This is a genomic window from Paracoccus sp. (in: a-proteobacteria) (assembly GCF_046462195.1).
GTDB lineage: Bacteria > Pseudomonadota > Alphaproteobacteria > Rhodobacterales > Rhodobacteraceae > Paracoccus.
In genome coordinates this window covers 1-3,679 of the sequence record NZ_JBKGUN010000095.1, presented here as the reverse complement: position 1 = coordinate 3,679, position 3,679 = coordinate 1, and the positions used below count along the sequence as shown (strand labels likewise).

At 61.7% G+C, this 3,679-nt stretch carries 7 protein-coding genes; 6 read left to right on the top strand and 1 reads right to left on the bottom strand.

Annotated elements, in window-relative coordinates; genetic code table 11:
* Window positions 1-195, top strand: a 195-nt coding sequence (locus ACLHHB_RS06145) for a hypothetical protein (protein WP_410217398.1), incomplete at its 5' end; no start/stop codon positions are given.
* A gap of 4 nt (window positions 196-199) precedes the next feature.
* On the opposite strand, the gene ACLHHB_RS06140 is transcribed toward ACLHHB_RS06145, so the two are convergent.
* Window positions 200-415, bottom strand: coding sequence for a hypothetical protein (locus tag ACLHHB_RS06140; RefSeq protein WP_410217397.1), 216 nt, complete (start codon window positions 413-415; stop codon window positions 200-202).
* A gap of 104 nt (window positions 416-519) precedes the next feature.
* On the opposite strand from ACLHHB_RS06140, the gene ACLHHB_RS06135 reads away from it, so the two are divergent.
* The 5 genes from ACLHHB_RS06135 to ACLHHB_RS06115 all read left to right on the top strand — a co-directional run bounded on the left by ACLHHB_RS06135 (window position 520) and on the right by ACLHHB_RS06115 (window position 3,631).
* The gene (locus tag ACLHHB_RS06135; RefSeq protein WP_410217396.1) at window positions 520-714 is read left to right on the top strand and encodes a hypothetical protein; all 195 of its coding nucleotides are present in this window, start codon (window positions 520-522) and stop codon (window positions 712-714) included.
* A 358-nt stretch (window positions 715-1,072) separates the two neighbouring features.
* A complete protein-coding gene (locus tag ACLHHB_RS06130) occupies window positions 1,073-1,264 on the top strand; it encodes a hypothetical protein (protein ID WP_410217395.1) in 192 nt (63 codons plus the stop codon).
* Between the two features lie 336 nt (window positions 1,265-1,600).
* Entirely contained in the window at window positions 1,601-2,134 is a 534-nt protein-coding gene (locus ACLHHB_RS06125) for a sigma-70 family RNA polymerase sigma factor (RefSeq protein ID WP_410217394.1), read from the top strand.
* Window positions 2,121-2,891 (top strand): anti-sigma factor family protein, encoded by a 771-nt coding sequence (locus ACLHHB_RS06120; RefSeq protein WP_410217393.1) that lies wholly within the window; start codon window positions 2,121-2,123, stop codon window positions 2,889-2,891. The genes ACLHHB_RS06125 and ACLHHB_RS06120 overlap by 14 nt, the downstream gene beginning before the upstream one ends.
* A 23-nt stretch (window positions 2,892-2,914) precedes the next feature.
* Window positions 2,915-3,631: a Bax inhibitor-1/YccA family protein gene (locus ACLHHB_RS06115; protein WP_410217392.1), complete on the top strand. Its 717-nt coding sequence runs from the start codon at window positions 2,915-2,917 to the stop codon at window positions 3,629-3,631.
* Window positions 3,632-3,679 lie beyond the last annotated feature (48 nt).

The following is a 3,679-nucleotide window of genomic DNA, read 5'->3' as shown; positions in this document are numbered from 1 at the left end:
TATGACATTGAAGAGCGGGAAGAGGCGGAGGCGCTGCGGGCCGAAGTTGATCGCCTTGTCGCCCGTGCGGAGGCCTTCAACCGCCAGGTGACCGAGCGGCTGATGCGGGAAGCCGAGGATGACGAAGGAAAGACCGAGCAGTTGCAGCGCTTCCGGAAGATCAGGGGCCTCAAGCTGGAGCTGGCGGCCTTCTGAGCCGTTACTCGGCCAGATCGTCAGGGGCCGCGGCCGGACGCCGGCGCGCATTCGCCTTCAGCCACTCGCACAGGAAAGTCGTGTCGTGCCGGGACTCCAGCGTTTCGACCGCCTCGTGGTAGCCCTTCATCCGGAGCCGCTGCTCCGGTATGACCATGGTCTCGTCAAGAAAGGTCCGGATCGAGACCGACGGCAATGACGTGGCACAGTTGAGGATCAACCATGATGCTTCCTTTCGACGCTGTCCTGCGTTGCAGGTGACAGCATGATGCGGTTGGACTTGATCTGCCCGCCTTCGCTTGTTCTGAACCGAGGAGAGAGCAGATGCCACGATTTGTCATTGCCATGGGCGCGGCGCCACACATGAAGCTGTCGCGCGCAGGCCGTGAATTCAGCGCGACAGATGTCCCCATGGCCTTCGAGAGCCATGATGCCGCCTATGACTATCTTCTCCGTCATACCGAGGATGGACCACTCAAAGGTGTCCGTGGTGAAATTGTCGAGGATCTTTCCTTGTAGAGCTACCTCCGCTTTACCCTCCTGGCATTCAAAAGGGCTGTCATCGTCAACACACGAAAAGAGGGAAAGGCAAAGTCCGTTCTTGTGGATGAGGCGCAGTCACTTGTCGACAATGTCAGCCGGCGCCAAACCGAGTTTCCGCAACAGCCTAGGCTACGTCTGCCCTCAGAAGGACTGTTGCCAGCTGCCCCTTCTGAATAATCGCCCTCGGCTGTGTCAGTGAAGGTTTCTTCTGCCAACCACGCATTTCCCCTGTGTCGTGACCATGATCTGGCTATACCACATGCCGTTGATCCGCTTACTTTGTCTGTTATGATCGTCTGTCATAAGCACCCATCGCAGCTTCTAGGGGAGCGGAATGACCCGTTATGCTTACCGCATTACAAAACGAACAGATGGGTCACTGCTTCATCAGGGCATTATTCTGGATCAGTCTGCGTGGGGCATCACGAAAATGCGGCAGGAGGTCCGCCGTGTATTCTTGGATCCTCGGCTGGAAGCCGAGGGGCTGACTGTCGACGATCTGGAAGTGGAGATGAAGGAGGTCTGACCGGTCCTCTTCATGCGCAAGTCAACAATCGCACTGAGCATGGATGTCTTCCACGACGTTGCTTGCAGCACGATAACGTGCTGGACATGGTCCATATGGATGACGCGCCGCAGCGCAGGCGGCAGGAATGCCTTCCAAGGTCTTGAAGGGATGACAGCTCTGGGCAAACCGTAGAAGCGCTGCCCGAAGCTGTCATCACTACGCCCCCAAAAACCTAAGCCGTCTTGAAAGGTACGGCAGCCAAATGCTGGGTTCCCTCCCTGTCGCCAGCACCCCGGAAGAATTTCTTGAAGGCGCCGGAAGAGAACCGGCCCCGGCTTCGTCTATGTCTTCAAGATGACCCGAACACGTGACCCCATTCTCGACCTGCTGGCACCGTTGCGCCGCTATGCCTTTGCGTTGACCCGCGACCGGGCAGCCGCGGATGACCTTGTGCAGGACGCCCTGCTGCGGGGGCACGAGCAGCGCCGCCAGCTGGCATCCGGGCAGGCACCCGGTCCATGGCTGCGCGCGATCCTGCGGAACCGGTTTCTGGACCGACACCGTCATGATCAGGCTGCCGCGCGTCGCGATGCGCAGTTCGCGCAACTGAGCCCACAGGTGCAGGATGCCCCGCAGGATGATGCTCTGCGCTTGTCGCAGTTGCGCCATGCCTTTCTCGGCTTGCCGGACGAGCAGCGTGAGGCACTGGCCTTGGTTGCTGTCGACGGGCTGTCCTATGCAGAGGCAGGAGCCACCTTGGGCGTGCCGCCCGGCACGGTGATGTCGCGTGTGTCCCGGGCCCGCGCCCGTTTGCGTGATTTCGAAGACGGAACCGCCGCGCCGCGCGCGCCGCTGAAACTGATCGGAGGACGTGATGCTGAAGGATGATCCGCAGATCGCAGAGCTGGACCTGGATGCCTATGTCGACAACCAGATGACCGAAGCGCAGCGCGCCTCGGTCGAAGGGCATCTGTCCCGTCATCCCGATGCTGCAGCGCGCGTGATGCGGGACTTGGCGCTGCGACGCGACCTGCGTCGAGCACTGGCCCTTCCCACCCCACCCCGACCTTTGTTGGGAGCCGCGCGGCGCCTGGCGGTGGCGCGCCGGCGGGATGTGCAACTGCGCCGCGCGCTGCGGATCGTGCCTGCTCTGATGCTGATCGGCGTGGGCTGGCTGGCCCATGCCGGCTTTGGTCCGTTCTCGGTCAGCGAGGGCACGGCAGCCACGCCTGCACCGCCCTCTGTCAGGGCGGCTGTTTCTGCCCACCAGGTCAGCCTGCTCCGCCTCGCCATGGCGTCGCAGCCCGAGGTCAGCAATCTGGACACGGCGGAACTGCGCGCCGCAACCGGCATCGTGCTGCCCCGGTTCCCGGATGAATGGACGGTCCGGGATGCGCAGGTCTTTCCCTCGCCCCAAGGCCCCGGGATCGAGATCCTGTTCGACACGCCGGAGCTGGGGCAGGTCAGCCATTTCGCGGTCCGTGCCGGTAGTTTCGACGTGACCCTGCCCCGCCTGCACGAGACCCCCGATCACAGCATCGCCTGGTTCCAGATCGGCGAAACGGCCCATGTCCTGGTGGCCAAAGACGACCATGCCGACCCGCTGCTGGACGCCTCGGTCCGGCTGTCGGACACGCTTTACTAGAACCTCAACCTGCGGAGATACCCATGCAACCGATCCGCCAGACCGGCCGCAATGCCGGATTTGCCCCTGCCATTGCTTACGACGATGGCCTGCGGGCACATATGCTGCGCATCTACAACTACATGGGCCTTGGTCTTCTGGTCACGGGCCTTGTCGCCGTGCTGGTGGCCTCGGTCCCGGCCCTCTATGTGCCGATCTTCAGCACACCGCTGCGCTGGCTGGTGATGCTGGCGCCTCTGGCCTTCGTGATGTTTCTGTCCTTTCGCATCGAGACCGTATCCGGCACCACCGCGCAGACCTTGTTCTGGGCATTCTGTGCCGTCATGGGCCTGTCTCTGGCCTCGATCTTCCTGGTCTTCACCGGTGCGTCCATTGCGCGGGCGTTCTTTGGCGCGGCCGCCATGTTCGCGGGAATGAGCCTTTACGGCTATACCACCAAGCGCGACCTTTCGAAGTTCGGGAGTTTCCTGATCATGGGCCTGATCGGGGTGATCATCGCCAGCATCATCAACCTCTTCCTTGGCTCCAGCGCACTGCAGTTCGCGATCTCGATCATCGGCATCCTGGTCTTTGTGGGTTTGACCGCATGGGACACGCAGTCGATCAAGCTGTCCTACAACGAGCATCACGATGCCGAAACGCACCAGAAACTGGCCGTCATGGGCGCGCTGTCGCTGTATCTGAACTTCATCAACCTCTTTCAACTGCTGCTGAGCCTGACCGGCCAGCGCGACGAATAAGACCAAGGAGACCGTGACCATGGACCACAACGACCGCCAGGCCATCGA

Bases quoted from the DNA above. Each gene is read 5' to 3' on its own strand.
- ACLHHB_RS06125 (WP_410217394.1), top strand. From the start codon at position 1,601: ATGACCCGAACACGTGACCCCATTCTCGACCTGCTGGCACCGTTGCGC.
- ACLHHB_RS06115 (WP_410217392.1), top strand. From the start codon at position 2,915: ATGCAACCGATCCGCCAGACCGGCCGCAATGCCGGATTTGCCCCTGCC.
- ACLHHB_RS06120 (WP_410217393.1), top strand. From the start codon at position 2,121: ATGCTGAAGGATGATCCGCAGATCGCAGAGCTGGACCTGGATGCCTAT.
- ACLHHB_RS06130 (WP_410217395.1), top strand. From the start codon at position 1,073: ATGACCCGTTATGCTTACCGCATTACAAAACGAACAGATGGGTCACTG.
- ACLHHB_RS06135 (WP_410217396.1), top strand. From the start codon at position 520: ATGCCACGATTTGTCATTGCCATGGGCGCGGCGCCACACATGAAGCTG.